The organism is Paenibacillus sp. p3-SID867 (assembly GCF_025142895.1).
Lineage (GTDB): Bacteria > Bacillota > Bacilli > Paenibacillales > Paenibacillaceae > Paenibacillus_AQ.
The window spans coordinates 67,965-93,201 of record NZ_JAMBDM010000015.1 but is presented as its reverse complement, the minus strand read 5'-3'; the positions used below and the strand labels follow the sequence as shown (position 1 = coordinate 93,201).

The window sequence follows — 25,237 nt, the reverse complement described above, 5'->3', positions numbered from 1 at the left end:
GGATTATGAACGAATCGAAGCTGGAAACCAACCGTTATCCGGCATCCCGGATCGTGGAAGTGGCCAAAGCCCTCTCCAGTGATGTCCGTGTCCGCATTCTTGAAGCGCTCGGCGATAAACCGATGAGTGTCGGTCAGTTGGCGGAGTCGCTTGGGATTGCGCAGCCTACGGTGTCCATTAATGTCCAGATGCTGGAGCAAGCGGATCTGATCGTCTCTTCGCAAGGAGCGAATCGGGAAAAAATCTGCGCCGTCACCTGCCGCTCCATTTTTCTCGAGCTGCCCTCGAGGCCAGGTGAGGGGCTGCAGCGCACGGAAGAAATCCACATGCCGATCGGCATGTTCTCCCACTGTTCCATCGAGCCAACCTGCGGTATGGCAGCTCGGGACGGATCTCTAATCGGGTCCCCTGACGATCCGCGCGCCTTTTACATGCCGGAACGAACGGAGGCTGCGCTGCTCTGGTTCTCGGGATCAGGATATATCGAATATTATTTTGCGAACCCTATGCCGCCCGGAGCGGCTCTTGATGAGCTGCGCATCCGCGCGGAGCTTAGCTCCGAGGCGCCTTCCTTTCAGCAGGATTGGCCATCCGACATCACCGTTAGCATCAACGACCTTCCTGTAGGCACTTGGACAAGTCCCGGTGATTTTGGTGACCGCAAAGGCAAACTCACCCCGGATAAATGGAGAAGCGGCAGCGAGTACGGTTTGCTAACGGAATGGCGCGTAACCAAACAAGGCAGCCAAGTCAATGGCCACGAGTCCAGCGCCACGACCATCGATTCGCTGGAGCTTGCGTTTAACCGGCCCATCCGCGTCCGCTTTGAAGTGAAGAGAGACGCCGAGCACCCGAACGGCCTGAATCTGTATGGTTCGGGTTTCGGAGATCATCCGCAGGATATCATCCTGTCTTTTGTGCGGTACACGGAAGCCTAACAGCCGACCGCAGTCAGAAGAAGAAAAAAAGGCAAATCTAATAATCAACCGAATGAAGACAAAAAAGGCTATCCCATGCCACCTCTCTTGGCGACTATGGAATAGCCTTTTTGAATATTTAATCCTCACGACGGTTATTTCTTCTTCAGCTTATTGGTTTTTCCCATCAAATATAACAGGTACGGCGCACCGAGAAGCGCGGTAACGATACCCGATGGCAATTCCTTCGGAATCATGACCACCCGCCCGATCCAGTCTGCCCCAGCCAGCAAAATTCCGCCGAGCAGCGCCGCGATGACCATCGATTGCCGATGGCGAGCCCCAACCAGCATCCTGGCGGCATGCGGCGCAAGCAGTCCGATAAAGCCGACCGAGCCGACATTGGCTGCGGCGATCGAAGCCAACAGCACCGCAATGATGGCGACATACATCCGGGTATTCCGCACATGAAGACCGAGGCCAGTTGAGCTTTCTTCACTGAACGTCAGCAGATCCACCTTCCGCCCGAGCCACGCAGCCAGAGGAAGCAGGATCAGAATAGCGGGAACAATCCGCTGCACCTCCGTCCAGCCCCGGTTATATGTGCTTCCCGCCATCCAGGACAATGCGGGGGCTACGTCGACCTTGGCATGAATGATCATCAGATTGATGATGGCGGAACCAAGCGCGGCAACGGCAATGCCGACAAGTGTAAGAATCGTCGGATGAAGCCCTCTTTTCCAGGACACCGCATATACCAAAGCGGCTGCAGCCATCCCCCCAAGCACCGCGCCGACCGGGACCCAGCCTGCCGACAATTGCGGAAAACCGATCATCAGGAGCAGTGCGCCAGCACCGGCTCCGCTGGTCACTCCAATCACCTGGGGATCCCCCAGCGGATTGCGGACCGCATTCTGCAGAAGACTGCCGCTGACGGCCAGCGCCATGCCGGACAATCCGGCAGTTAACAGCCTCGGCAGGCGGAACTCCAGCAGAATCTGGCGATACATCGACTCGCCGCCTCCCGTAAGCACGGCCAGCACTTCCGTGAAGGGAATGCGCAGACTGCCGCTCATCAGGCTGAATACCCATACCAGCACCAGCAGCACGCTAAACAGTGTTACCAAGGCCGGATAAGGTATCCGGCGCAGGCTCGTGCCCGCCATGATCGATCCGCCGGAAGACCCGCGCCCTCCGATCAACGAGCGGGATACCCGCATTGCAAGCCAGATGAGGCACGGGGCTCCGATCATGGCCGTAATGGCCCCGACCGGAAGCTCACCGTAGGCGTTTATGAACATCCTGGCCACCGTATCGGCCCCGACAAGGAGTGCCGAGCCCCATAAGGCAGCCAGCGGAATTAACCCCGCATGCCGGACCACGCCGGACAGGCGGACCAGATGGGGAGCGACAAGCCCGATAAAGCCGATCGGGCCGACCACGCTCACGGTCACGCAGGCCAGCACAATCGCTGCTCCCATCGCAAGCAAGCGGGTGGTGCCGACTTTTTGGCCAAGGGAACGTGCCGACTCCTCATTGAGGGTGAGAATGTCCCACTGGCGTACCGCCAAACACAGCACGATCAGCCCGCCAATGATCCACGGCCATGAAAAAGCTACGCCATCCCAGTCATTCTGAATAAGCGAGCCGGAGCCCCACAGAAAAATCCCCTGCGTCGTTTGCTGGTTCAGCAGCACCAGCGCACTCGTAACGGAGGATAAAACCAGGGTAACAATCATCCCGGATAATGCAATCCGCAGAGGAGAGCCCTGCGTTTTTCCCGCCAGCGCATAGACGGCGACAGCCGCCAGCGTTCCGCCTGCCACTGCCAGTGGAAGGGCATACTGATGCAGCAGTCCCGGCCAGAAGATCATCCCCGCCACGACGGCCAAATAAGCGCCGGCATTTACGCCAAGCGTCGTCTCCGAGGCCAGCGGGTTGCGCGTGACGGTCTGCATAAGCACGCCCGACACCGCCAAGGCGGCGCCAGCCAACAGGCCCATGACCGTACGCGGAAGGCGCACGCTGCGGATGAGATGGTGATCCGCAATATCCTGCGGAGATAACAGAGCCTGCACGACCGTATTGACGGATATATCGGCTAGCCCTTGCGTTAAGCTGATAAACGTGAGAAATAACAGAGCCACCAGGCCTCCAACCAGCAACCATAACGGCTTCCAGCCCCTACCTGAGGAAACGGGTGGGGCTGGATGGATGCTCACCGGCGCGGAGCCTTGTGCCAGTTTGTTGCCGAGACTCATTTTGTGAGCAGATCAGCTGTCTTCTGGGCCATGGTTTGGGCAGACAATGGGCCGCCGTATGGCCACATGTCACCGCCAAGTGCGTACACGCGGTCTTCTTTAACAAAGTTCAGACCTTTCCACACCGGATTGTCCTTCAATTGGTTCTCGATGATGTTATCGCTCTCCTGGATAATATGCAGGAAATTCGCATCCTGAAGGGCAGGCAATGCCTCTACGTCTGTGGTGGTAAAGCCATAAACCTCAAATTGATCAGGTTTGTGGGCATTAGTCAGCCCGATGTGCTCCAGAATTTTGACGGCCAAGGAATTATCCGTTGAAATCCGGAACGTCACCGCATTCTGGTTACTGTATCCCATGGCGAGCGCAAACGGTTTTTCCGTCATGCCGGCTGCTTCAAGCTTGGATTTGGCATTGGCATAGGTTTGATCCAGATCGCTCAGCACTTTTGCGGCTTCGTCTTTCTTGCCAAGCACGTCGGCAATCGTATTGAAGGTATTAACCATCTCTTCATATTGATCCCCTTGTCCCTCAGTCGGATAAGGATCAAACACCAAGGTAGGCGCGATGCTGTTGTACGTATCATAGCCGGCTTCAAGATTCGATTTCAAACCGATGATCAGGTCCGGCTTCAAGGAAGCGATCAGCTCCAGATTCGGCTCTTGACGGGTGCCGACATCGGTAACGTCCGCCCCAATCTCTACGGGGATGTTCACCCATTGGTTCATCCCTTCAATGTCTGCAATGCCCACAGGCTGAACACCAAGTGCAAGGACATCCTCTGCGTAAAGCCATTCCAGCGCGACAATACGCTTCGGAACGCCCGTAATTTTCGTCTCGCCCAGAGCGTGCTTGATGGTTCGGGTCTCCGGCGTGCTTTCAGTGTTATCCCCGCCCTGTGCGGCCCCTTGATCCGAATTCTTCGCTGCCGTGGAGCTGCCTCCTTCATTGGATGCCGCACCCCCGCCGCAACCGGCTAAAGCCAAAGCAAATATCAATACGATAAACACGAGACCCTTCATACTGCGCATCGAATTTCTCCCCCTCATACCCTCTATGTATTGTAGATATTGTTTATTAATAATAATTATTGAGAACAATTATCATTATCAACACTCAGCACAATGATAATTATTCTCATTAAGATTGTCAATAGAATTTATGAAGATTGTCTAAACGATCCATGAATCCTTCTTCCATGAGTATAGGATTCGTTCTTTACAGAACATTAGATGTATAACATAATCTTACTGATTATTCCTACAAACTTAACCTCTACCACTATTCTTGTGCCTTGTATCCATTAAACAAAACAATCGAAAAGAGAGGGATCTCCATGCGTGACAAACCCCCCACTCCGGCTGCAGAAAGCGACTTTCCTGTTAAGGCCGGCAAACCTGCACGTCAAGCCCTTATCGTTGCAGGCTATCATCAGCTTGCCGACCTCACCCAAGCATCCGAGAAAGAACTGCTGGCGCTTCACGGGGTAGGACCCAAAGCGGTCAGAATACTACGTGAAGCTCTCGCCGAGAAGGGACTAGCCTTCAAAGAATAAATAAACAAGATAGGTCTCCTGAAGCCATAAGGACCAGGGATCTATCGTGTTTATTTTTTTCCCATATTTTCAAATTCCATATTTACATTTCTATAAAAATAGATATAATGAAACACATGGATACCTTACAAACCATCAAAGCACTATCAAACGAGTCCCGGTTTAAAATTCTGGAGTGGCTGAAGCATCCGGAGGAACATTTTGATCCGCAGGATCACATGCCTTCCAAATGTGATTTTCATGGCGGTATCTGCGTGGGCTCCATTTCAGAAAAAACAGGACTCGCTCAGTCGGTCGTTTCTGGTTATCTGGTAAAATTGCAAAAGGCCGGTTTACTGGAATCCCATCGAGCAGGCCAGTGGACATATTACAGACGCAATGAGGAGGGCATTAAGCGTTTTATCGAACAACTCAAGGAAGAGCTTTAGGCTTAAAAAGCAAATTCAGATTGAAGATTAAGCTTAAAAGCTCTTTCTTTTTATCATATATATCTATTTTTATGAAAATACAGAAAAGCATATTAAACATATTGGAGGATTCCATACATGAGCAATCAAAATCAAAGTGTCCGATCTACAGCATCCCTATTCGAGCCATATACCATCGGCAACCTTACTCTTCCATCCCGCGTGGTGATGGCCCCTATGACGCGCGGGTTCTCTCCAAACGGCGTTCCAGGCCCAGATGTGGCCGCTTACTACCGTCGGCGTGCGGAGAATGGCGTCGGATTGATCATTACCGAGGGAACACTGATTAATCACCCGGCTGCAACCGATAACCCCAATGTACCTAACTTCCATGGTGAAGCCGCATTGAACGGCTGGGCCGAGGTGGTCCGTCAGGTCCACGAAGCCGGCGGTAAGATCATGCCGCAAATTTGGCACATCGGCATGACTAGACCAATAGGTGCCGAGCCTAACCCGGAAGCACTTCCGATCGGACCATCCGGACTTGACCTTGACGGCAACGTCGTCACAAAACCTATGACCAAGGATGAAATCGAGCAGGTTATTCAAGCTTATGCCGATGCAGCCGCGAATGCCAAACGCCTTGGCTTTGACGGCGTAGAAATCCATGGTGCCCACGGATACCTGATCGACCAATTCCTCTGGGAGAGAACGAACCAGCGTACCGATGAATACGGAGGTGACATGCTGAAGCGTGCCCGCTTTGCGGTCGAAGTGGTCAAAGCCGTACGTGAGGCGGTGGGTCCAGATTTCCCAGTTGCCATCCGCCTATCCCAATGGAAGACGACCCAATATGAGGCCAAGCTGGCGGATACGCCTGAAAAGCTGGGTCAGTTGTTAACCGCGCTGTCTGACGCCGGGGTCGATATATTCCACTGCTCGACCCGTCGCTTCTGGGAGCCTGAATTCGAAGGTTCTGACCTGAACTTTGCTGGATGGGCCAAGAAACTGACAGGAAAAACAGTCATCACCGTCGGTTCCGTCGGTCTCGATGAAGTATTCACCAGCCTCTTCACCCAAGGTAAGGGTGCCGGTCAGAGGGACCTTGAAGAGCTGCTTAGCCGCCTTGAAGAACATGAATTTGACCTGGTTGCTGTCGGCCGTGCCCTGTTGGCTGATCCGCAATGGGCCGCTAAGGTTCGAGACGGACGTTTCGACGAGCTGGCACCATTCAAGCCGGATTCCTTGCAAACCCTGGTTTAATGCGCTTTCAGCTCCCCAGCCCCCTTGGGACCTGAGAGCCGCATTAGATCTTTAAATAAATCAAAAACCGGAAGAAAGACTTCAGTCTCCTTCCGGTTTTTTTGCTGTATATGAACTTGCTTGCTCTTATCGCTCACCTGGACAGCCGGCCGCCAATGGCACACCCGCTTCCAGCTCCATTCAACGGATTGTTTCCCGAAGAATTGACGCGGCGAAGCATACTTCCTGAAATACCTGATGCTGAAATGTGACACAGCTGCCACTCTCGGGTCGGCTTCATCCAGATTGTTCCCTGCTATTCGTCCTGCAAGGCGGCTTGACGCTTGTAATGATCCTCGATTACCATGCAAGCCATCGCTTCGATCACCGGTACGACGCGGGGACAGATGCATGGATCGTGCCTGCCGATCGTCTCAATCTCCCGTTCATTGCCGTCTACATCGACAGTCTGTTGAGGGGTAGAAATGGATGAAGTCGGCTTTACGACGACTCGGAACACGATATCCGCCCCGGTGCTGATACCACCGATGATTCCGCCGGCATGGTTCGTCCGGAACCCTCCCGCGTCCATCTGATCGTTGTGTTCGCTTCCCCGCATAGAGGCTGCTTGAAAGCCTGCCCCGAATTCAATGCCCTTAATCGCGCCGACGGACAACATAGCCTTCGCTAACTCAGCGTCAAGCTTGTCGAATACGGGTTCCCCCAGTCCCGCGGCAATGCCGCTAATTCGGCATTCGACAATCCCCCCGCAGCTGTCCCCCTCTTCGGCCAGTCGTTCTATCCTCTCAATCATGCGTACGGCTGCTTCCGGATCACACGCACGAACGGCATTCCGTTCGATAGCATCGGCGTCAAATTGCTCGCATCGGATACCTCCGATCTCGGTCGTATACGCCAGGATGGAGACACCCCGACGTTCCAGAAGCTTCCGCGCCACGGCTCCAGCAGCCACTCGCGCAGCCGTCTCCCTTCCCGAAGCTCTTCCGCTTCCTCGATAGTCGCGAATCTTGTATTTTTTTTCATATGTGAAATCCGCATGCCCGGGCCGGTAGGTCGATTTGATCATATCGTAAGCCGACGGGCGCATGTCAGTGTTGTTAAGCATGATGCACAGTGGCGTCCCCGTCGTTCGTCCCTCGAAAAGTCCAGATAATATGCGGATCTTATCGTATTCCTTGCGGGGAGTCGTAACAGAGGATTGCCCCGGCCTTCTGCGATCCATCTGAATCTGAATGTAGCCCTCGTCCAACTCAACGCCCGGTGTGACACCTTCTAAAATGACGCCGACTGCGTCTCCGTGCGATTCCCCAAACGTAGTCATTTTCAATCGTTCTCCAAACGTACTTCCTGCCATGTCCCTACCTCCCGAATACTTTCGATTCCTTTTCATTTAGTTTAAGGTTATAGTTGAAATAAATGAAATCGTAATATCGCACAGATGCCATAGAGAGGATTGATGACAAATGATCGCCAACACCGAATGGTATCGGGTGTTTCTGCATGCCGCCGAGACGTCCAATTTGACGAAAGCTGCACAAAACCTCCATATGACACAGCCTTCTGTGAGTTATGCCATCAAACAGTTGGAAGAAGCACTCGGCGTGGGCCTGTTCGACCGGTTATCCAAGGGCGTCCGCCTGACGCAAGAAGGTCAAGCCTTGTATCAGCATGTAAGGCAAGCATTCGACGAACTTGATTCAGCCGAGCGGCGATTGAAGAAGCTGAAGCAGTTCGGCGAAGGCAGGCTGAGGATTGGCGCGAACGGGGCCATCGTTAAGGACTTTCTCCTCTCCTTGCTCGACCGATTCCATGCTCGTTATCCCGACATCCGCATTCAGCTGTCACAGGAACGAACCAGCAGCATCGTGGAGCGCTTAAAGAAAGGCTCGTTGGATCTTGGCTTTGTTCACCTTCCCGTATCGGACGAGGAAATCCATATCATCGACTCCCGTACCTCGCCTTATTGCGCCGTAGTCGGAACGGCCTTCGCAGATTGGGCACGCAGGCCTCAACGGACGGAAGAATTGACGGAGCTCCCCCTCTTGTTGCTATCCCCTGGCAGCTCGACGCGCTCCTTCATCGAAGGGTGGTTCCGATCGCAGGGAGTGGAAGCGGAAGCCGACTTCGAGTTGAACAGCCTGGACATGTTAGCGGAATTTGCCGAGCGCGGTTATGGAACAGCATTCTTACCACGAGCCTTTGTCGCGTCCCGCATCTCGGACGGTTCCTTGCTGGAGCTTCGAACCGAAACGCCATTACCCGATCGATATATCGGCGTCGCCGTGCGGAAGCACCAGTCGCCATCGCTGGCGGCAGAAGCATTTTTGGAGATGCTGCAGCAGAATTGATGATCTTCGCCCTACATTACCCAACTGAACAAGGCAGCCGGATGAACGGCTGCCTTTGCTTCGTTTTTGATCGACTATCGGTTCAGCAGATATACGTTAGAACCTCATTAATTCCTGTCCAGACTGGCACCTGTTGAATACATAAGCAGCTTTTAGCTTTGAAAAACTACCCGTAAGCCCTCACTTCAATAACCTCGGCATAGTCCGAGCCGTTCGTGCTCTCGACCACCAACCGGAGCGCCGTGCTCTGAATAGGCTCCTCTAAACGGTGGACTCTTTTGCGGCGGCGGTTAAACGCCTCCGAGGCAAGCATAACCCAATTCCCTTCCGAATCCAGCGCCTCTACTCTGTAGGTACAGGCCAGCTCAGGGATGATATCGAACGGCGTACGATGATGGTGCAGATTGATCAGATCTTCATTAACGTCATCGTTGAAAATAAGATGAATCTCACGAATCGCTCGAGCCTCTTCCCATTCCAGCTTTAACCACGGCGTCTCCCCGTCTGCGATTCGCTCCGATACCCACATATGCGGACCGCCGAACGGACGTTTATAACCGTCAATGACATGCTCGGGGTGATAAGCGTTCGAACCGATCGCCGACCGCAGGCAGAACAGCCTCCGGACCAGTCCCTTCATGCTCCACTCCACCACCGGCTGGCTGTCATCATGGTCTTCCAGCTCCTTGGAGACGCGAGCCGCCGTCCCCCGTTCGAAGGCAAGCAGCCCACTCATCGGCTTGGATGACAGATACAGCGTCATATCCGGATTTTTGCGCACGATGATATATGCGTTTTGCGGCTCCGCCGGCTGCCAATCCAGTTGGACGGGGACCCACTGTCCCTGCCCCGGCATGATGCGGACAGAGGTGCGAAATTCCAACACGGCCGGAACGTAATTCTCCGGACGTCCCGTGCTCCAAACCTCCACCGTCATATCGGTCTCCCGCTTCGCATCGATCAGCCATTCCAGTTCCCCGCTCAGCCCCGGATCGGCCGGCATCAGCACAGCGATGTCCCGCTCCAGCGGATATGGCGCCTCCGCCTCCTTGATCGCGATCCTGGACAGGTGGGACGATGCGCTGACCTTGGCGCTTCGGGCCAGATCCAGCGGATCACGGTTTACCCCCCCGATCACGGAGGCATCCTGCTTCAGCAGCGTTTGCTGAAGCTCCCCGCTCCGGCTGCGGGACAGCTCGCGCGGCGTGAGGCCGTGCTGGACGCACAGCGCCGCAGCCGTGCCGGCCGCTTCGCCCAGGACGGCGCAGGTCGCCATCACCCGCGTGGTGCCGAAGGCCACGTGGGTGGCGCTGATGTTGCGCCCGGCGAACAACAGATTGGTCACGTTCGCCGAATACAGGCTGCGGTACGGAATATGGTAGTTCCCGTCCGCATGCATATGCTTCGAGCCGCTCTCTTCGGCGTACATGCCCTGCGGCGGATGCAAATCGATCGACCAGCCGCCGAAGGCCACCCGGTCCTCGAACGGCTCCTGAGCCATAATGTCGTTCTGCGTCAGCACATAATCGCCGACAAAGCGCCGGTACTCCCGCTTGCCCGGCTGGGCGCCGACCCACTCCAGCGTCATATTGGCCGCATCGAAATTGCCGGAGTTTTTGATATAGTCCCAAATGCCGTAGATGACCGACCACAGCTCGTCGCGGATCCTCTCGTTGTCATGCACGGTGTCGAGCTCCCCGCCCCATTCGATCCACCAGTAATGGCAGCCGGAATCGCCGCTGCGGATGACCCGCTTGATCGGGATCGGCGTCTGCGTAATATCCTTGGCAAAGACGGGCGGCACGAATTTTACCGGATGTCCGGCATCCTTCGTATAGAACAGCAGCGTGCTGCCGAGCGTCACATCGTCCGCCGTCTCCGGCGCCCATTCTTCCCCGTATTCATCCCGGGCTTCCCGCCCAAGCCGGTATTTCGCTCCTGCCAGGAATCCGACCAGCCCGTCCCCCGTGCAATCCAGAAACACGGGACTCTCAAACCGGATGCGTCGCTCCGAGCCCATCATCCAACCGGTGACCGATCGAATCTGCCGAGCGTCAGGGTCGCCATCTGCTTCAACCTCATGCACGTCCGTGTTCAAGAACAGAGTTATATTCGACTCGGCCCGCACGGTTTCCAATACGATCAAATCCCATAAATACGGGTTGCCGTCCGGATTCCGGTACTGGTTCTCCACGAACATCTCGCCCATAATGCCGGTTTCCCGGGCATAGCGGTTGATCCCGTGAGCCGTCGCGCCGCATACCCAAACGCGCACCTCGCTGCTGGAGTTACCTCCCAGCATGGGGCGGTTCTGCACAAGTGCTATCTTTTGTCCGAGCCTCGCGGCCGCCACCGCCGCGCATACCCCTGCTAAACCGCCGCCAATCACCGTAATGTCACTTATTACCGTTTCATTTCTCATGAATGATCCGACTCCTTTCATGTTAATCCAGTTCATGTATGAACCTGGATTATGGGCTATCCTTTTACGGCCGAGCTTGCCACGCCCTGAATGATATATTTCTGACCGATCAGGAACACGAGAATCATCGGAATAATGCCTGCGGTCGCCGCCGCCATCATGCCGTTATAATCCACGGTATTTTCCAGAATGAAATTTTGCAGCCCCAGCGGAACGGTATACAGATCCTGATCGATCAAAAACACCAAGGCATTCTCGTAGTCGTTCCAGTGCCAAGAGAAATCGATAATGGCCAGCGTGGCTAGCGAAGGCTTCGCCATTGGCAGAATGATCCGCGAAAAAATGCGGAAATGGCCCGCTCCGTCGATAAAGGCAGCCTCCGAAATTTCATACGGTACGGAGAGAAAAAACTGCCGCATCATGAACACCCCGAAAATCGTGAATACGCCCGGCAGTATAAGAGCCCAATGTGTATTGTAAATACCGACCCAGTCAAACATGATGAACTTCGGCACAAACAGAACCTGGGGAGGGACCATCATCATCGACAGATAGATCATGAACATGGCATTCCGCCCCTTGAACTCGATCCGGGCAAAACCGTAAGCGGCTAAAGCGGACAGCAATACAGCACCGACAGTGCTGACCAAGGCAACTTTAAGCGAGTTGAGATAATAGTGGCCGAAGCTGTTCACGCCGGTCCACACTTTCACATGATGTTCCCATATGAATTGGGCAGGAATCCACTTAATCGGGTATTGGAACACTTCCGCCGGCATCTTGAACGAGGTACTAATCATCCAGAGGAAGGGAACGATCATAACCACGCTGAAGAACAGCATAATAAGCGTGATGATTATTTTAGTATATAAGGCTTTGGTCATTTTCCTTCCTCCTTAATAGTGAACCCAGCGCTTCTGACCGATCCATTGAATGACAGTGAAGATCATAATGATGAAGAACAGCGCCCAGGAGATCGCGGATGCATAACCCATTTCGTAGTAGCGGAAAGCGTTCTGATAAATGAACAGGGACAACACGGTGGTGCTGTTGCCTGGGCCTCCCTGCGTAATGGCTTGAATGATCCCGAACTGCTTGATGGTCATAATGAGTCCGGTAATAAGCAGCAGGAAGGTCGTGGGGCTGACGAGCGGCCACAGGATGCTGCGAACCGTTTGCCAGGCGCGGGCCCCGTCGATTTTGGCAGCCTCCAGCAGTTCCGTTGAGACCTCTTGCAGCGCGGCCAGGTAGATGATCATGTTATAGCCGAGCATAAACCAGATCCAGATGATGTCGATGGCATACATGGAGGAATCCATGGTGGACAGCCATCCCGGGGGATTGGTTATGCCGAACGACTTGAGGATTCCGTTGATCGGGCCGTTATTCGGATGGAACAGCAGCATCCATACGAAGGCGACGGCGACGCCACTGGTGATGTAAGGCATGAAATATAAGGCGCGGAGCAGCTTTTTTAAATACACCGAGCGGTTCAGAACCACGGCGACGATGAAAGCCAGTCCGATCGATACAGGCACGGATAACAGAAAGAACAGCGTATTTTTGATCGAAATATAGAAAACCTCGTCGCCCAGCATTTTTTGAATATTGGCCAGACCCACGAACTTCGTGTCCGAGCTCATAAATTTGTAGTCCGTAAACATGAGATAGAACGAATACAAGGCTGGCACAATAAAAAACAGCATCACGCCGACCATGTTCGGACCGATAAACAGATAGCCGAGATACTGTTGCCGTTTCATCCAGGATGTTTTCACATAGCCCCACTCCTCTTGGTCTTTTTCATCTCAAGCATAGCAGTCGGGACCAAGCGGGGATAAGGAACAAAACCTTCGACTTTATGCTACAGAAGTATGCAATTGCAGGGTTGTGAATTTCAGCGTCTCCGTAGTTTTGTTCTATGGCCGACGAGAAAAAAGGCGGCAATCAATTCCCCATCCCGGATCATGCCGAGATAGGCAGTGTCGAAGCCGATCAAAAAGGGGACTCGCCGCCGAAGCGATAGTCCCCTTCTATTGGTGCCGACAGCCCCTTATTTGCCATCTTTTAAAAACGTATTATGCCGGTTCACCATGGCCTCCAGCGTTTGATCGAGCGATTGGGCGTCAAGGAAATACTTCTCATACTCCTGGGCGCGCATATCCATCACCTCTTGCGGCAAGCTTCTTACGTACGTAGGCGTTTTGTCTTCGAACATGACGTGCATCAGGGAATCCAGGTCATACGTGTCTTTCTTATCACCGAGCAGGTTCTTTAACGCCTCATCCTGATCGGCGTCCTTCGAAGCCGGCAATCTTCCGCCCGCAGCCATAGGAGCCATGCCTCCGTCCGCATACCACTTCAGGAATTCCCAAGCTTCCGCTTGTTTTTTGGATTTGGCATTAATGGAGATGTAATCCCCAAGGCCGCCCCTTGTTACATAGCTGTCCGCACTATCCGTTAGTCTCGGCACCTGGGCGAACGCGATGGTGAAGTCGCGGGGAAAATCGGTAAAGTTATTCGAGCTTCGCAGCAGCCAAGCTCCGATATTCAGCATGGGCACTTCCCCGCTAAGGAACACTTGCTCCACCGGCATTTTGGAAGTCAGCTGCTCTCCGAGCGGCGGCGTGGTCTTGTCTTCCTTCATCATGACATTCAGGGTTTCCAGCCATTTTTTGACCAGCGGGTGGTCCAGATTCGAAGTTCCATCCGCCTTCGTGTATCCCTCTTGCGATAACACCGAATCAATCGGATCGACGAACGGCTCCATATTTTGAATAAACCCGTAGTTATTGCCGACTTTGAGCTTCTTGGCATATTCGCGCAGCTCATCCCACGTCCAGTCCTTCGGAACGGGCAGGCCCGCTGCATCAAGGGCATCCTTGTTCAGCGCGACGAAGAAGGCGCTTTTCGTGGTCGGCATTCCGTAATACTTCCCGTTGATTTTCCAGCCTTCGGCGTCAGGACCCATCTTCTCGTCGATATTGTAATCATCGAATTGGCTTAGATCCAGGGCTAAGTTGGATTCCACCCGTTTGGACGTTTGGGAAAGCGTGTAGTTCACGAACAGGTCGACATCCTGACCGGTAATCATCGCCGTATCAAGCTTCAGGTTCCCGTCATCGTCATTGACGTAGCGGACATACTCGACTTGAATATCAGGATGCTCGGCGTTCCACGCATCGATGACCTCTTGCGGTCCCGCCTCTGGCGGCACACCGCCCCACATGGTTAGTTTGACCGGCTCGCCGGATGAAGGCGCTTTCGAATTATCCGTTCCTTGTCCCTCAGTTACTGATGAGGCTGCTTTGCCGCCGCAGCCCGCAAGAAGACCTAGAAGCAATATGCCGATGAGAAGCATCGTCCATCCTTTTTTATTTCTCACATTAGAGACCTCCCCGAGAATTATATTGGTGTGATGCCCTCTCATCGTAGCAGGAAACGGGAGCCGCTTTTAAGCTACATATCCATTCAGATGATGGAACAAAACGATGGAATTCCTGATTCGGCGAATCCTATGTCCTGCATCGAATCGTTCTATTTGAGGTCTTTGCTGTGTTGTCTGTATTTACTCGGGGTGAAGCCGGTCAACCGTTTGAAGATTTTAATAAAATAATTGTCGTTCACGAACCCCACCCGGAGGCCGATCTCGTGAACAGGGAGGTTGGTTTGAAGCAAATACGCGATGGCTTTATCCACCCGGACCTGGTGCAAATAATGAATCAAGGTGCGTCCGGTCTTTTTCTTGAAGAGCGCACTGACGTAATTCTCGCCCATCATCACGTAGCCCGACATCGATTTAACCGTAATGTCCTGCTCGTAGTGCTCATGGATGTACTGCAATATTTTCTGTACCTCCGGGTGCGACGTGATTTCCCTGGGGGAGGCATGATGCGCCGGCTGCGACGGCATCGTCTCCGTGGACGCGACCTGCGAAACAGGTTGGCTCGGGCTCGGATGCGGGTTATTCTTCATCAGCTCAGCATTCATTTTGTGCAGCGTTTCCCGCAGCGTATTCACGCTCATCGACAGCTTCAGGATATAGTTGGATGCCCCGTATTCCATCGCTTGCCGGACATACTCGAATTCACTCATGCAGGTCAGCATCACGAACTTCGAGGCATACCCTTCTTCCCGTGTTCTGCGGAGGAGCTCCACGCCGTCCATCTCCGGCATTACGATATCGGTCAGCACAAGATCGGGCGGATTGCTCCGGATCATCTCCAGCGCCTCGGCGCCGTTTCCTGCCTCTCCTGCCACCTTGAACCCAAGCTCCTCCCACGCGATGATCTCCCGCACGGACTCTCGCACAAACACCTCATCCTCCACCAGCAGCACCTTCCACATAGGTCTCCCCTCCTCGAAGCTTTTTAAATCCGGTTCAAAGCCTACACAGGCCCGAGACGAATCATCTTCCCGTTATGATGAAATCAAGTGATCGTTCTGATAAGGCGTAGAGATTAACAGCGGGATCGAAAATCGAATCCGCGTTCCCCGCTCCGAAGAAATAATCTCCATGCTGCCCTCTTCTTTAAACAGCAGCCGCAGCAGCTCTTGTACATTGCTGAGACCGATGCCCGGACGTTTACGCATCCCGCCCACCTGTCGGGACTGCTCCATGCCGACGCCATTGTCCTTGATTTCCACCGCCAATCGGTTCGGCCCTTCCCGGGTAACCGTAATTTCAATGAGCCCTTCCTGCTCCGGCAGAGGCGCGATTCCGTGTATGATGGCATTCTCCACGAGCGGCTGCAGACTGAGCTTGGGCACAAGCGCATAGAGGATGTCCTCATCACACGCAAAGGTCACGTCAAAACGGTGATTGTAACGCACCTGCTGAATATGGACGTAGGCCTGCACTAGCTCGATTTCATCCTTCAGATGCACCAGATCCTTCTCCGTATTCAGGCTTGCCTCCAGCAGCTTGCCGAGAGACAGGGTGATATTGGTGATATCCTCATTCCCGTGGCGAATGGCACTCCACTTGACCGTATTTAGCGTGTTGAGCAGAAAATGCGGATTCATCTGAGCCAGCAGCATATGAAAATGCACCGCTTCCTTCTGCCTTTCCTCGGCCTTCAATCGCTGAATCAGCACATCCATGTCGTTGAGCATGGAATTGAACGTCTGCGTCAGCTCCAGAATCTCGCCTCGAAACTTGTGCTCCGGCAGCCGGATTTTCAGATTGTTTCGGACAACCGCCTTCATCTTATTCTGCAAATGGGATAGGGGCCGGGTAATCGTGGCGGCAATAATGAAGGTCATGATGAGAAACGCCCCGGTCAGCAGGAAAAAGGTCATAAAATATTGGCGCTTCAGCTCCTCGATCTCGTTAAAGAGCACCGTCAGTGGAATCCGGTTCACGATATACCAATCCAGCGATTCCACGTAAATGTAATTCACCAGGGTATTGGAGGCTTTGTCGATAAAATACTTCTGCCTGGGCTCGGCCGCAATCCTGGCTTTTACCTCGCCGGTCAGACTGCTGTTCAAGATCGATTGGGATACGTTCTCGCCAGCGCTCGTAATCAAGAAATATTCCTGCCGCAGCGTCGACTGCTTCAATACCGATTGAAACCAGAAGGAATAATCGATGCTGATCCGGGCCATGCCGTACGGCTTGTTGCGGGGAGTTTCCATGTATGCGTACAGTGACAGCAGGTAAGGACTCGTCGAGATATCCCGCAGCACGTAGTTCGAATCGCTCGAAACCCAATGATACGACACGCCCTCCATCTGTTCCCGATCAAAGCCAGGGTTGTCCCGCAGCTTTCTGTAATCGAGGGCCTCCCTGGGAGAATATGAGGTGTAAGCGTTACCATGAAAATCGAGAATCGTGAAGTAGACCGACGGATTGTACAGGAAAAAGCTGTTGTTCAAATTTTTGAACTTTTCCTCCATCAGGTTTTTGTTCTCGAGTCCCTGCCGCTGCCCGGGATGGGTCAGCACGGAGGCCACCGTTGAATCCTGCTCCAGAAATATCAGCGTTTTGAAGGCTACGCTCAACTGATCCTCCAGCGTTCGGTACATTTGCTCCAGCTGGCTGTGGCTCTGCTGGCTGATTTTCTCCTGGACCAAGGTCTCGATCCGCTGATAGTTGTACAAATTCAAAATGCCGAAAGGCAGCAGGATGACCAAAACGAACGCGGCAAACAGACGGTATTTCAGCTTGTGTGGAAACAGGGATCGTATTCGGTTCAGCACCCTCCCGCACTCTCCTTTTCGCTCGCTTGTTCTTCAATTATATCAGCACCGGTTCGCTTGAGAATGGCAATGCCTGAAATTGCATGGATATGTGCGGTCGTTGGTGGGGGAAGGCGCAGTGGATGTGTAGATTTGTTCTATTTTTATCAGACAAAAAAAGACCAAACTCTCCGTAAGAGAGCTTGGTCCTCATCTACTGCATCAACCCATTTCGTGCTCAAGCGCGTTAACGATCACGCCCGCTAACATCGAGGTCAGCATCGTCGACACATTGCTTAACACGAAAACCGCGGTTCCCTGATCCAGCAGCTTCAGATAGGAAGCCGTATAACCATTAATCCCGCCATGATGAAAGGCCATGGGCCGGTTAATGCGTACCGACAAGTTCAACCTGTACGGCCGAATCAATGTATTCAGCTTGCAAGTAATACTGGGATCCTTTTTGATAAATGATCGCTTCCGGACTTGAGGCATAATTGAAATAAAAAGTATACTCCACTTGCTTCCACATTTGCCCGTTAGCCAATTCATAAATATTTCCGTAGTCGTATCCAGTAAATTCATTTTCGATATGCGACTTCGTGACATAGTCATGACCCGGAATTGATGGGGCAGGCGACGTTAGGTCATTCCTCTTCTTGTTAATTTTTGTATAAGTCACTTTAACATCCACGTACCCCTCGGAAAGAGGTGCAACTTGGTCCGGATCGAAGCGGATAATGATGCCATGATCATAATAGTAGTATGAAGGGTTCGATTGAGTAAGGTAAAAATGAATATTTTCCGTGAATATTGGATCTCCTTTAGACTCTCTGTCTACAAGTTGCGCTGTTACAGCCTCTACCAAATTAAGCATTTTACTCTCTGTATCAATTACATCCTCTAACCACAACCGTTCGCCTGTTTTTAGATCGAAATTATAGATTGTTGCGAAGGTGAGTTGGCTGCCCTCTTGGGTTAAGCTGTCGTTAAAAAGAATCGATAACTTTCCGTTTTTATTGAATTGGGTACTGGCTTTAGATCGAAAGGAGGCATTTTCACTACTCTTTTTATATTCCATATTCCAGGCAGCCGAAAGAATGGCATGCGCTTTAAGTATCTTATTGATTTTACTGACCACTTTTTTATTTTCTCCGCTAATTTGCATATATTGCTGGCCGTGGTAAAAATGAATGCTTGTCTTAACATTTGTTGCGGCTGCAGCATTTGCTTCGGAAAAGATCAGGCTGATCAAACACACGATCAACCATCCTGAAATGACTTTTCTCATTACGTTCCCCCTAGATTCAACATACTAGGATCCATTATACGGCCGAAGAATACGCCTGTATATTATAAAAAATGGAATTCCTTCCTCATCCAAACGGAGCATAGCTGAGCATGTCCTGCCATTCACTCTCTCCCCCTCCCACGCCCAAAAGCTCGGCTCATGTGACTTCACAGAGCGGGCTTTCTTCTTTGCGCTCCTATGAGATGCCCACAAGAGGCTGCACACCTCCCCTGCCCAGGTGCGTATATCGGTGGAGGAGCAACGCGTTCGCCTTTAAAATCGGGAAGCTTCTTCTGCTTATTTCATTCCAGCTTCCCGATTTTAACAGCGACCGGAGACGATATACGTACCGCCCCTCGGCATGATAACAAAGTGTGCAGCCCCACAACCCTGCATCCCCTCAAATTAATGCAAAAAAGCCCAGCTCCCTCAAAAGCAGGAGCCGGGCTTTCTCTTATTTCAATTATTTGCGCTTCAAGTTGTAGAACGACTTCAAGCCGTTGTATTGAGCAAGCTCGCCCAATTGGTCTTCGATGCGAAGCAATTGGTTGTATTTCGCCACACGGTCCGTACGGGAAGGAGCACCCGTTTTGATCTGACCTGCGTTAGTAGCCACCGCGATATCAGCGATGGTGCTGTCCTCGGACTCACCGGAACGGTGGGAGATAACAGCCGTATATCCTGCGCGTTTTGCCATTTCGATCGCATCGAACGTTTCAGTCAATGTACCGATTTGGTTTACTTTGATCAGGATGGAGTTACCGATGCCTTCGTTGATACCTTTTTCCAGACGCTCGGTGTTGGTAACGAACAGGTCGTCACCCACGAGTTGAATTTTGTTACCCAATTTCTCGGTGAGCAATTTCCAACCTTCCCAATCGTCCTCGGAGCATCCGTCTTCGATGGTTACGATTGGGTATTTGTCTACCCAAGAAGCGAGCAAGTCCACGAATTCTGCCGGCGTGAAGGATTTGCCTTCGCCTTCCAGAACATACTTGCCATCTTTGAAGAACTCGGTGGAAGCAACGTCCATACCCAGTAATACATCTTCACCTGGCTTGTAGCCGGCTTTTTCGATCGCTTCGATGATGGAAGACAGTGCATCTTCGTTAGACGTGAAGTTAGGAGCGAAGCCGCCCTCGTCACCAACCGCTGTGTTCAGGCCTTTGCCCTTCAGAACGGATTTCAGGTTGTGGAAGATTTCCGCGCCCATGCGAAGCGCTTCTTTGAAGCTAGGTGCGCCAACAGGCAATACCATGAATTCTTGAACGTCAACGTTGTTGTCCGCGTGAGCGCCACCGTTAACGATGTTCATCATAGGTACTGGAAGTTGTTTTGCGTTGAATCCGCCAAGGTAAACATACAGTGGAAGATCCAATGCATCAGCAGCAGCGCGAGCTACAGCCATGGATACGGCCAGAATTGCGTTCGCACCCAATTTGCCTTTGTTCGGCGTACCGTCCAAAGCGATCATCAGTTTGTCGATGCCAAGCTGGTCCAGAGCGTCCATGCCAATCACTTCAGGCGCGATGATTTCGTTCACGTTCTCAACGGCTTTCAGAACGCCTTTGCCCAGGTAACGGGATTTGTCGTCGTCGCGGAGCTCAACGGCTTCGTGAACGCCAGTGGAAGCACCGGATGGAACGATCGCGCGACCGATTGCACCGGATTCCAGGTATACTTCAACCTCTACGGTTGGATTGCCACGGGAGTCAAGGACTTCGCGTGCATATACATCAGAAATAATAGTCATGTGTATAGTCTCCTTTTAATGTTATGTTTATGTTCCATTATGAACCACTTATTTACGTGCTGCAATCATGGAAGTTCCCGTCATTTCATCCGGCTTCGGCAGACCCATCAGGTCGAGAATGGTTGGCGCGATGTCGGCAAGAATACCGCCTTCACGCAGCGTTACATTCTCATCCGTTACGATGAACGGAACCGGGTTTGTAGTATGTGCGGTGAATGGACGTCCATTCTCGTCAAATACCATGTCCGCGTTCCCGTGGTCAGCGGTAATCAGAACTACCCCGCCTTTTGCCAAAACAGCCTCAACAACCTTGCCAACACACTCATCCGTAGTCTCAACGGCTTTAATCGTCGGCTCCAGCATACCGGAATGACCTACCATGTCCGGGTTGGCGAAGTTCAAGATGATCGCATCGTGCTTATCCGCTTCGATTTCTCTCACGCAAGCATCCGCCACTTCATAAGCGCTCATCTCCGGTTTCAGATCGTAGGTCGCCACTTTCGGCGAGTTGATCAGTACGCGCGTTTCACCAGGAAGCTCAACATCGCGTCCACCGCTGAAGAAGAATGTCACGTGCGGGTACTTTTCGGTTTCCGCAATCCGAAGCTGTTTCTTGTTGTGCTGAACCAGCACTTCGCCGAGCGTGTTATCGAGATTCTTCGGTTTGTAGGCAACAAAGCCTTCCACCGTCTCGCTGAACAGCGTCAAGCATACAAAATGCAGGTTTTGCGGGAACTTCGGTCCTCGTTCAAAACCACGGAAATCATTATTCGTAAACACCTGGGACAGCTGAATCGCACGGTCAGGGCGGTAGTTCAGGAAGATAACGGAATCTCCGCTCTCCACCAGACTAACCGGCTCGCCTTCACCATTCACAATCACGGTCGGTTCTACGAATTCATCGTAAACCGATTTCTCGTAAGATTCGATGATGGCTTTCAGCGGATCCGTATATTTCGGTCCTTCGCCATACACCATGGCACGGTAAGCCTTCTCGACACGATCCCAACGCTTGTCGCGGTCCATCGCATAATAACGACCGGAAAGCGTAGCGATTTGTCCAACGCCCACTTCTTCGATCTTCGCAATCAGATCCTTAACGAACTGCTTGCCGCTGTCCGGTGCCACGTCGCGTCCATCCATGAAGCCATGGATGTATACGTCATGAAAATCTTCCTTCTTGCAAAGATCCAGCATGGCAAACATATGCTCAATATGACTGTGAACGCCGCCGTCGGATACCAGCCCGTACAGATGCAGCTTCTTGTTGTTGTTCTTAGCAGCGCGAACGGCTTCCACCAGCGTTTCGTTCTCGAAGAATTCTCCTTCACGAATCGACTTCGTGATGCGGGTCAAGTCCTGATACACGATCCGGCCTGCGCCGATGTTCAAGTGACCCACTTCGGAGTTCCCCATTTGACCTTCCGGCAAGCCTACGGCTTCACCGCAAGCAGTCAACGTGGTGTTCGGGTATTGCTTCAAATACCGGTCGTAGTTAGGCTTGTTCGCTTGAGCGACCGCATTGCCCACCTCGGTGTTGCGAAGCCCGAAACCGTCCATGATAATCAGAGCTACGGGTTTTGGAGCAGACATTTACTTCGCCCCCTCAACGAGTGCGATGTAGGAAGCCGGTTGTAGACTTGCACCACCAACGAGCGCGCCGTCGATGTCGCTTTGTCCCATATACTCCGCTACATTTTCAGGCTTCACGCTGCCGCCGTATTGAATGCGAACTTGCTCTGCAACGGTTTCGCCGTAAAGGCCTTTAACGAGTTCACGAATATAAGCGATAACTTCGTTCGCATCCTCTGCCGTAGAGGATTTGCCCGTTCCGATCGCCCAGATTGGCTCGTATGCAATAACGACATGAACCGCTTGATCAGCAGGAACACCTGCGAACGCTGCTTCCGTTTGTACTTTGCACACGTCTTTGGTTTGGCCGGCTTCGCGTTCTTCCAGCTTCTCGCCGACGCATACGATCGGAAGAAGACCATGACGGAATGCCGCATGTACCTTCTTGTTCACGATCTCATCGGTTTCAGCAAAATACTGACGGCGCTCGGAGTGTCCAATAATGACATAGTCCACGCCCAGATCCTTCAGCATCAAACCGCTGATTTCACCCGTAAAGGCGCCATTGTCTTCAAAATGAAGATTTTGTGCACCGATTTTGATGTTCGTGCCCTTGACCGCTTCAACCAATGCAGGAAGATTGGTAAATGGCGCGCAAACCACGCTTTCCACGCCTTCTACTTCCGCTTTGCCTTTCACATCTTCAATAAATGAAGCTGCTTCCGGAACGGTTTTGAACATTTTCCAGTTACCAGCTATGATAGGTGTTCTCACACGATTCACTCCTTTATTCCCCCGAAGAATCGGGGTCCAAACTTCATCCACTTGCTATCCAATATAGTGCCTATTTCTATTTGTCGTTCAGTGCCACAACACCAGGAAGTGCTTTGCCTTCCATGAACTCAAGAGATGCACCGCCGCCTGTCGAGATGTGATTCATCTTGTCGGCAAGACCGAATTTCTCTGCAGCTGCAGCCGAGTCGCCGCCGCCGATAATCGTGTAAGCTTCCGTATCCGCACAAGCTTGTGCCACTTCACGAGTACCGTTGCTGAACGGAGCGATTTCGAATACGCCCATAGGACCGTTCCACACGACAAGCTTGGAGTTCTTGATCACTTCTGCATACTTGGCGCGAGTCTTAGGTCCGATGTCAACGCCTTCCCAATCGGCAGGAATGCCGTCGATATCAACGACCTTGGTATTCGCGTCTGCGCTGAACTCGTCCGTAACGACGATATCTTCCGGCAGGTAGAAGTTTTTGCCCAGCTCTTTAGCTTTCTCGATGAAACCGAGTGCAACATCAAGCTTCTCTTTATCAAGCAGAGATTGGCCGATTTCATGGCCTTGAGCTTTGAAGAACGTGTAAGCAAGTCCACCGCCGATGATGACATTGTCAGCAAGCGTAAGCAGGTTGTCGATCACGTCGATTTTGTCCTTAACCTTCGATCCACCGATGATGGCGGTAAAAGGACGGTCCGGATTCGAAAGGGCTTTACCAAGAACGGACAGCTCTTTCTCCATCAACAATCCCGATACAGCCGGAAGATGATGAGCGATACCTTCTGTCGAAGCGTGCGCACGGTGAGCAGCACCAAACGCGTCATTCACGAACAGATCGGCCAGTTCGGCGAATTGCTTCGCAAGTTCCGGATCGTTCTTCTCTTCACCAGCGTAAAAACGAACATTTTCAAGCACGAGCACATCGCCGTTTTGCAGCTTCTCGACTTGAGCTTTAACGGCTTCTCCTACTGCTTCATCCGCTTTGGCTACCGGTTTGCCGAGCAGCTCGGACAGACGCTGACTTGCCGGAGTCAGGCGCAAAGATTCAACGACCTCTCCTTTTGGACGACCCATGTGGCTGGCCAGGATGACTTTCGCTCCTTGCTCTACCAGATATTTAATGGTCGGCAAAGTCTCGCGAATACGAGTGTCGTCTGTAATTTTACCATCTTCGAGCGGTACATTGAAATCGACGCGGACAAACACCCGTTTGCCGCTTACTTCTACATCACGTACACTTTTCTTGTTCATCTCCACGTTCCTCCTAAGAAAACTATTCTCCTCACCGACAGCATGCAGTTGCTCTCGTTTCTCTCTCTATCGCTAACCAGCGCCCGGATCTTGTCTATTCTTCCCAGTGCTCTGGCATGAAAACAAGGAAAAACCATGAACCAAAGAGGAGACCCGTGAAACGGAACTCCTCTTCGATTGTATGGCTAGATCAATTACAGACCTTTGCTTGCGATGTAAGCAGCGAGGTCAACGACACGGTTGGAGTAGCCCCACTCGTTGTCATACCAAGAAACAACTTTCACCATGTTGTCGCCAACTACCATAGTGGAGAGCGAATCGATAGTGGAAGAAGCTGGGTCGCCATTGTAGTCGCTGGATACAAGCGGCTCTTCGGAGTAGTTCAAGATGCCTTTCAGCGGGCCTTCAGCAGCTGCTTTCAGAGCTCCGTTAACATCTTCAAGGGTTACATTCTGGGACAGCTCAACTACGAGATCCGTTACAGAAACGTTCTTCGTAGGTACACGCATTGCCATACCGTTCAATTTGCCTTTCAATTGTGGCAGAACGAGGCTAACCGCTTTAGCAGCACCAGTTGTGGATGGAATGATGTTTTCAGCAGCTGCACGAGCACGACGCAGATCTTTGTGCGGAAGATCAAGCACTTGCTGGTCATTCGTGTAGGAGTGAACCGTAGTCATCATACCCTTAACGATACCGAATTTCTCGTCAAGAACTTTAGCGAAAGGAGCCAAGCAGTTTGTTGTACAAGAAGCATTGGAGATTACAGTATGGTTAGCTGCATCGTATTTGTCTTCGTTAACGCCCATAACGATGGTGATATCTTCGTCAGTTGCTGGAGCGGAGATGATAACTTTCTTAGCGCCGCCTTTCAAGTGAGCGGAAGCTTTGTCTTTCGCTGTGAAAATACCAGTGGATTCTACAACGATTTCAACGCCGTGCTCAGCCCAAGGCAATGCTTCAGGGTTACGCTCAGCGAATACTTTCACTTCACGGCCGTTTACAACGAGTGCGCCTTCTTTAGCTTCAACCGTTGCATTAAGTCTTCCGTGAGTTGTGTCATATTTCAAAAGGTGTGCCAGCGTGCTTACGTCCGTCAAATCGTTGATTGCCACGATTTCAACTTCGCTGTTGTTCAGCGCAGCGCGGAACACGTTACGTCCAATACGTCCAAAACCGTTAATACCTACTTTAACCATGAGTAGTTCCCTCCATATTTGTAAAATTTATATA

General features: G+C 52.2%; 22 protein-coding genes. 5 read left to right on the top strand and 17 right to left on the bottom strand.

Annotated elements, in window-relative coordinates:
* The first annotated feature begins 5 nt into the window (after nucleotides 1–5).
* The gene (locus M4D81_RS26065) at nucleotides 6–938 is read left to right on the top strand and encodes an ArsR/SmtB family transcription factor (protein ID WP_260068536.1); all 933 of its coding nucleotides are present in this window, start codon (nucleotides 6–8) and stop codon (nucleotides 936–938) included.
* Nucleotides 939–1,072: 134 nt separating this feature from the next.
* Here M4D81_RS26065 and fhuB read toward each other — a convergent pair whose 3' ends face one another.
* Both fhuB and M4D81_RS26055 read right to left on the bottom strand, forming a co-directional pair.
* Nucleotides 1,073–3,178 (bottom strand): Fe(3+)-hydroxamate ABC transporter permease FhuB, encoded by a 2,106-nt coding sequence (gene fhuB / locus M4D81_RS26060; RefSeq protein WP_260068535.1) that lies wholly within the window; start codon nucleotides 3,176–3,178, stop codon nucleotides 1,073–1,075.
* On the bottom strand, nucleotides 3,175–4,209 hold the full coding sequence (locus tag M4D81_RS26055) for an ABC transporter substrate-binding protein (RefSeq protein ID WP_260068534.1): 1,035 nt from the start codon (nucleotides 4,207–4,209) through the stop codon (nucleotides 3,175–3,177). Before M4D81_RS26055 ends, fhuB begins: the two co-directional genes overlap by 4 nt.
* Before the next feature lie 305 nt (nucleotides 4,210–4,514).
* Between M4D81_RS26055 and M4D81_RS26050 the strand changes: the two genes are divergently transcribed.
* The 3 genes from M4D81_RS26050 (at nucleotide 4,515) to M4D81_RS26040 (ending at nucleotide 6,403) form a co-directional block, all read left to right on the top strand.
* Nucleotides 4,515–4,733 carry a helix-hairpin-helix domain-containing protein gene (locus tag M4D81_RS26050; RefSeq protein ID WP_260068533.1) on the top strand — a complete coding sequence of 73 codons (219 nt, stop codon included), beginning with the start codon at nucleotides 4,515–4,517 and terminating at the stop codon, nucleotides 4,731–4,733.
* A 116-nt stretch (nucleotides 4,734–4,849) separates the two neighbouring features.
* Nucleotides 4,850–5,161 carry an ArsR/SmtB family transcription factor gene (locus M4D81_RS26045; protein ID WP_009590170.1) on the top strand — a complete coding sequence of 104 codons (312 nt, stop codon included), beginning with the start codon at nucleotides 4,850–4,852 and terminating at the stop codon, nucleotides 5,159–5,161.
* Between the two features lie 117 nt (nucleotides 5,162–5,278).
* The gene (locus M4D81_RS26040; protein WP_071219511.1) at nucleotides 5,279–6,403 is read left to right on the top strand and encodes an NADH:flavin oxidoreductase; all 1,125 of its coding nucleotides are present in this window, start codon (nucleotides 5,279–5,281) and stop codon (nucleotides 6,401–6,403) included.
* 133 nt (nucleotides 6,404–6,536) lie between these two features.
* On the opposite strand, the gene M4D81_RS26035 is transcribed toward M4D81_RS26040, so the two are convergent.
* Nucleotides 6,537–6,683: a hypothetical protein gene (locus tag M4D81_RS26035; RefSeq protein WP_260068532.1), complete on the bottom strand. Its 147-nt coding sequence runs from the start codon at nucleotides 6,681–6,683 to the stop codon at nucleotides 6,537–6,539.
* A gap of 15 nt (nucleotides 6,684–6,698) precedes the next feature.
* On the bottom strand, nucleotides 6,699–7,757 hold the full coding sequence (aroC, locus tag M4D81_RS26030) for a chorismate synthase (protein ID WP_260068531.1): 1,059 nt from the start codon (nucleotides 7,755–7,757) through the stop codon (nucleotides 6,699–6,701).
* Nucleotides 7,758–7,866: 109 nt separating this feature from the next.
* Here aroC and M4D81_RS26025 point away from each other — a divergent pair, with 109 nt between their 5' ends.
* Nucleotides 7,867–8,751, top strand: coding sequence for a LysR family transcriptional regulator (locus M4D81_RS26025; protein ID WP_260068530.1), 885 nt, complete (start codon nucleotides 7,867–7,869; stop codon nucleotides 8,749–8,751).
* Nucleotides 8,752–8,917: 166 nt separating this feature from the next.
* Here the strand turns inward: M4D81_RS26025 and M4D81_RS26020 are convergent, their stop codons facing one another.
* From M4D81_RS26020 to gap, 13 genes are all read right to left on the bottom strand, one after another.
* Nucleotides 8,918–11,173 (bottom strand): FAD-dependent oxidoreductase, encoded by a 2,256-nt coding sequence (locus M4D81_RS26020; RefSeq protein ID WP_260068529.1) that lies wholly within the window; start codon nucleotides 11,171–11,173, stop codon nucleotides 8,918–8,920.
* 56 nt (nucleotides 11,174–11,229) lie between these two features.
* Nucleotides 11,230–12,057: a carbohydrate ABC transporter permease gene (locus M4D81_RS26015; protein ID WP_071219507.1), complete on the bottom strand. Its 828-nt coding sequence runs from the start codon at nucleotides 12,055–12,057 to the stop codon at nucleotides 11,230–11,232.
* Between the two features lie 12 nt (nucleotides 12,058–12,069).
* Entirely contained in the window at nucleotides 12,070–12,951 is an 882-nt protein-coding gene (locus M4D81_RS26010) for a carbohydrate ABC transporter permease (RefSeq protein WP_071219506.1), read from the bottom strand.
* A gap of 275 nt (nucleotides 12,952–13,226) precedes the next feature.
* Entirely contained in the window at nucleotides 13,227–14,558 is a 1,332-nt protein-coding gene (locus M4D81_RS26005) for an ABC transporter substrate-binding protein (RefSeq protein WP_071219505.1), read from the bottom strand.
* 152 nt (nucleotides 14,559–14,710) lie between these two features.
* The gene (locus M4D81_RS26000; RefSeq protein WP_260068528.1) at nucleotides 14,711–15,520 is read right to left on the bottom strand and encodes a response regulator; all 810 of its coding nucleotides are present in this window, start codon (nucleotides 15,518–15,520) and stop codon (nucleotides 14,711–14,713) included.
* 72 nt (nucleotides 15,521–15,592) lie between these two features.
* Nucleotides 15,593–17,377, bottom strand: coding sequence for a sensor histidine kinase (locus M4D81_RS25995; RefSeq protein WP_071219503.1), 1,785 nt, complete (start codon nucleotides 17,375–17,377; stop codon nucleotides 15,593–15,595).
* A gap of 201 nt (nucleotides 17,378–17,578) precedes the next feature.
* Nucleotides 17,579–17,761, bottom strand: coding sequence for a hypothetical protein (locus M4D81_RS25990; protein WP_260068527.1), 183 nt, complete (start codon nucleotides 17,759–17,761; stop codon nucleotides 17,579–17,581).
* On the bottom strand, nucleotides 17,745–18,647 hold the full coding sequence (locus M4D81_RS25985) for an RsiV family protein (protein WP_260068526.1): 903 nt from the start codon (nucleotides 18,645–18,647) through the stop codon (nucleotides 17,745–17,747). Before M4D81_RS25985 ends, M4D81_RS25990 begins: the two co-directional genes overlap by 17 nt.
* 463 nt (nucleotides 18,648–19,110) lie before the next feature.
* Nucleotides 19,111–20,400 carry a phosphopyruvate hydratase gene (gene eno / locus M4D81_RS25980; RefSeq protein ID WP_071219501.1) on the bottom strand — a complete coding sequence of 430 codons (1,290 nt, stop codon included), beginning with the start codon at nucleotides 20,398–20,400 and terminating at the stop codon, nucleotides 19,111–19,113.
* A 48-nt stretch (nucleotides 20,401–20,448) separates the two neighbouring features.
* Complete coding sequence (gene gpmI, locus M4D81_RS25975; protein ID WP_071219500.1) at nucleotides 20,449–21,993, bottom strand: 2,3-bisphosphoglycerate-independent phosphoglycerate mutase; 1,545 nt, start codon at nucleotides 21,991–21,993, stop codon at nucleotides 20,449–20,451.
* The gene (tpiA, locus tag M4D81_RS25970; protein ID WP_260068525.1) at nucleotides 21,994–22,746 is read right to left on the bottom strand and encodes a triose-phosphate isomerase; all 753 of its coding nucleotides are present in this window, start codon (nucleotides 22,744–22,746) and stop codon (nucleotides 21,994–21,996) included.
* Nucleotides 22,747–22,822: 76 nt separating this feature from the next.
* Complete coding sequence (locus M4D81_RS25965; RefSeq protein ID WP_194540401.1) at nucleotides 22,823–24,004, bottom strand: phosphoglycerate kinase; 1,182 nt, start codon at nucleotides 24,002–24,004, stop codon at nucleotides 22,823–22,825.
* 194 nt (nucleotides 24,005–24,198) lie between these two features.
* Nucleotides 24,199–25,203 (bottom strand): type I glyceraldehyde-3-phosphate dehydrogenase, encoded by a 1,005-nt coding sequence (gap, locus tag M4D81_RS25960; RefSeq protein ID WP_071219497.1) that lies wholly within the window; start codon nucleotides 25,201–25,203, stop codon nucleotides 24,199–24,201.
* Between the last annotated feature and the right edge of the window lie 34 nt (nucleotides 25,204–25,237).

What these genes read in the sequence shown, in the direction of transcription:
- M4D81_RS26065 (WP_260068536.1), top strand. Translation starts at nt 6, where the DNA reads ATGAACGAATCGAAGCTGGAAACCAACCGTTATCCGGCATCCCGGATC.
- fhuB (WP_260068535.1), bottom strand. Translation starts at nt 3,178, where the DNA reads ATGAGTCTCGGCAACAAACTGGCACAAGGCTCCGCGCCGGTGAGCATC.
- M4D81_RS26055 (WP_260068534.1), bottom strand. Translation starts at nt 4,209, where the DNA reads ATGCGCAGTATGAAGGGTCTCGTGTTTATCGTATTGATATTTGCTTTG.
- M4D81_RS26050 (WP_260068533.1), top strand. Translation starts at nt 4,515, where the DNA reads ATGCGTGACAAACCCCCCACTCCGGCTGCAGAAAGCGACTTTCCTGTT.
- M4D81_RS26045 (WP_009590170.1), top strand. Translation starts at nt 4,850, where the DNA reads ATGGATACCTTACAAACCATCAAAGCACTATCAAACGAGTCCCGGTTT.
- M4D81_RS26040 (WP_071219511.1), top strand. Translation starts at nt 5,279, where the DNA reads ATGAGCAATCAAAATCAAAGTGTCCGATCTACAGCATCCCTATTCGAG.
- M4D81_RS26035 (WP_260068532.1), bottom strand. Translation starts at nt 6,683, where the DNA reads ATGAAGCCGACCCGAGAGTGGCAGCTGTGTCACATTTCAGCATCAGGT.
- aroC (WP_260068531.1), bottom strand. Translation starts at nt 7,757, where the DNA reads ATGGCAGGAAGTACGTTTGGAGAACGATTGAAAATGACTACGTTTGGG.
- M4D81_RS26025 (WP_260068530.1), top strand. Translation starts at nt 7,867, where the DNA reads ATGATCGCCAACACCGAATGGTATCGGGTGTTTCTGCATGCCGCCGAG.
- M4D81_RS26020 (WP_260068529.1), bottom strand. Translation starts at nt 11,173, where the DNA reads ATGAGAAATGAAACGGTAATAAGTGACATTACGGTGATTGGCGGCGGT.
- M4D81_RS26015 (WP_071219507.1), bottom strand. Translation starts at nt 12,057, where the DNA reads ATGACCAAAGCCTTATATACTAAAATAATCATCACGCTTATTATGCTG.
- M4D81_RS26000 (WP_260068528.1), bottom strand. Translation starts at nt 15,520, where the DNA reads ATGTGGAAGGTGCTGCTGGTGGAGGATGAGGTGTTTGTGCGAGAGTCC.
- M4D81_RS25985 (WP_260068526.1), bottom strand. Translation starts at nt 18,647, where the DNA reads ATGAGAAAAGTCATTTCAGGATGGTTGATCGTGTGTTTGATCAGCCTG.
- eno (WP_071219501.1), bottom strand. Translation starts at nt 20,400, where the DNA reads ATGACTATTATTTCTGATGTATATGCACGCGAAGTCCTTGACTCCCGT.
- gpmI (WP_071219500.1), bottom strand. Translation starts at nt 21,993, where the DNA reads ATGTCTGCTCCAAAACCCGTAGCTCTGATTATCATGGACGGTTTCGGG.
- M4D81_RS25965 (WP_194540401.1), bottom strand. Translation starts at nt 24,004, where the DNA reads ATGAACAAGAAAAGTGTACGTGATGTAGAAGTAAGCGGCAAACGGGTG.
- gap (WP_071219497.1), bottom strand. Translation starts at nt 25,203, where the DNA reads ATGGTTAAAGTAGGTATTAACGGTTTTGGACGTATTGGACGTAACGTG.